2 protein-coding genes are annotated in these 2,629 nt (G+C 49.2%); both read right to left on the bottom strand.

All coding sequences use genetic code 11. From position 1 onward, the window contains the following. Window positions 1-132: 132 nt before the first annotated feature. Window positions 133-864: an IS21-like element helper ATPase IstB gene (gene istB, locus ACQRBJ_RS15830; protein WP_006847955.1), complete on the bottom strand. Its 732-nt coding sequence runs from the start codon at window positions 862-864 to the stop codon at window positions 133-135. Window positions 865-880: 16 nt separating this feature from the next. Beyond that, entirely contained in the window at window positions 881-2,389 is a 1,509-nt protein-coding gene (gene istA, locus ACQRBJ_RS15825) for an IS21 family transposase (RefSeq protein ID WP_445304203.1), read from the bottom strand. Between the last annotated feature and the right edge of the window lie 240 nt (window positions 2,390-2,629).

Raw genomic sequence — 2,629 nt, 5'->3', positions numbered from 1 at the left:
TGACGATAGCGCTGTATCGGTACCAAGCGTAGCGGTGTAATCGGTACCATGCTATCACTGCAATCGGTACCGCTTGTATCGCTGCAATCGGTACCAAGATTTCAGTTCTGCTTTTCAATTTGCAAAGGTAATTTATTTTTTCAATTTCTGGCGCATAGATTCGCCTTTTAACTCTATTTTACTTGCATTTGCCACCAAACGATCCATAATGGCATCTGCCAAGGTAGGATCACCTATATAATCATACCATTTGGCAATGGGAAGCTGTGAGGCGATAATGACGGACTTTCTTTCGTATCTCTCTTCTAGGATTTGAAGCATTGCGAGTCTGGTCTTGTCATCCATTGGCTGCAACCCGAAGTCATCCCATATGAGCAAGTCATACTTTTCCAGATTGGTTATCATCCTCAGGTACGACCCATCCAGCTTGCTGAGTGCAACTTTCTCCACAAAGCTGTTCATATTGAGATAGAGAGTTCTGTAGCCTAGCATGCAAGCCTGTCTTCCAAGGGCACAGGCAAGGAAGGATTTTCCGCAGCCGCACTTTCCTTGTATGAGCAAGTTCTCATGCCTGCGTATAAAGGCACAGTCGGCAATGGCGGCAAGGTCATCCTTGGTGAAGTTGCGGTCTGTTCCACAGATGACATCCTCTAAGAGTGCCGTATATCTAAGCTTGCTGATTTTTAGATACATGGCGGTCTTTCGATCTCGTCTGTCCTGCACCTCTGCATCCACCATCTTGGAGATGGCGACTTCCAGGGATGGGCGGTTCTGTACAGGAAGGCTGGTCATGGCCTCGAAGGAGGATGACATACCTCTGAGCTTCAACTCGTTGAGTTGTATGATGGTTTCTTGTAAGTTCATGTTACTATATATATGTTTAAATGTTCATAAATGCCTCCGCGCCTCTCACATAGTCGTTCTGTGGCACATTTGAGACTGTTTCTTCCCCGTCAACTTGGTCGAGGTTCTTCTCCAACACATTGCGGATGATCGTGTAGGTGATGGATGTACAACCTGCCAGACGCTTGCAGGCCTTCTCCAGGCGCTCCTTGCCGTACTTGCGCTTGAGAGACAGGACTCCTTGGCAGGACTTGTACGACTGCTCGACATGCTTCGTGCGATTGAGGATGGATTGGACTGCGGCAGTGGTGTTGCTGCCGACCAATGCCGCCTCCTCCAGAAAATAGGCGGCGTTATATCCCTGTCCGTGCTTGTAGGCAAGATGTTTGTCTGGCATATGCTCGTCAAGCGTGCTGTACCCAGAACCTTGGCGACGCTGATGGATGGCTATGCGAGAACTCCCGGAGTAAACCTCCACGGTATCCAAGTCCCACAGTACGCTCACCTTTTGCCCGACATACTGGTATGGCACGCTATAGTTGTGCTTGTCAACCATGACGTGATAGGTACCGGACAGTTTCACCTCCTTGCGATATCTGAAGCGGTATGGAGTCATGGGCAGTTTACCCAACGTTGGTTGCTCTTCCGCCTCGAAGATGTCACGTCTGCTTCTCCCTGTCGTTCTGGACGGCTTTTCATTGAAGCCGTCCATCAACTCATAGATACGGGCATTCATACTCGGTAGATTGTAAAACACCTCGTCATGTAGCAGAGCGTAGACGGCATTGTAGGTCTTTTGGACGAGTCCCTCGACTGGACCTTTGTCCCTGGGAGTACGAACCCTGCAGGTTTGGAGGGTTGTATCGTAGTAGGCGGCCCATTCCACGGCTGCATCATTGAACGCTGGCTCGTAGCGGTCGTATTTCTTCACCCACTGCTTCATGTTGTCACTCTTGGCTATGCGAGTTGTTCCGCCGAAGTAAGAGAAGGCATCGGATATACCGCCGAAGAAGTTCTCCATGGAAGCGTTGTACATAGCCTTGGCAAATCCCAAGCCGCTGTATGGCAGGATACAGACCAGGACGACAACCTTGGTTAGCTCACCTGTCTTCGGGTCGGTAAGCCACAGGGCATCACCGGCGAAGTCAATCTGCATCTCTTCCCCAGGAATATAGGTGTTATGGAAGCTGAGGTTGTGTGAGTACTGATACTCACGGATTGACTTCTTGAACTGGGTGTATCCATATCCGTCGGGATGCTCCTTCTTGTATGACTCGTGCAGGGCCTGAATGGTGAGGTAGCGGTTATGCGACAAGTCTGACACATATTCAGGCAACAGCCCGTCCAGCACCTGACGTTGGGAGGATGGGGCTGCTGTGGGTTTGGACAACTGGAGGAAAGATTCTATTTCCCCGTCACTCATGCGGCCTATCACGCCATAGGACAAACCTTGGGAATCCGCCAGGGTCTTGTAACGGTTCAGTACGCCACGTCCCATGTGTAGTTGCTCGCAAATGGTGCGTTGCGGTATTTTTGCCGCTAGCATTTGAAATGAACGTTTTAATTTGCTCATGTTTACATTACTTTGTGCCATATCCATACAGATTTTAAAATTCTTCTGCAAAGATAGGCGGTTATTATTATACATGAGCAGAACTTTACATCTTTTTGGTACCGATTGGTGCGCTATGATGGTACCGATTCAAGTGATACGATGGTACCGAATGCAGTGCTATGATGGTACCGATTCATGCGCTACAGTGGTACCGATTCGCCGATACTGTCA

The sequence above is a fragment of the Prevotella sp. SGI.167 genome, from assembly GCF_050313615.1.
In the GTDB taxonomy this organism is placed as follows: domain Bacteria; phylum Bacteroidota; class Bacteroidia; order Bacteroidales; family Bacteroidaceae; genus Prevotella.
The sequence above is the reverse complement of the archived record's forward strand: the minus strand, read 5'-3'. Positions and strand labels throughout refer to the sequence as shown.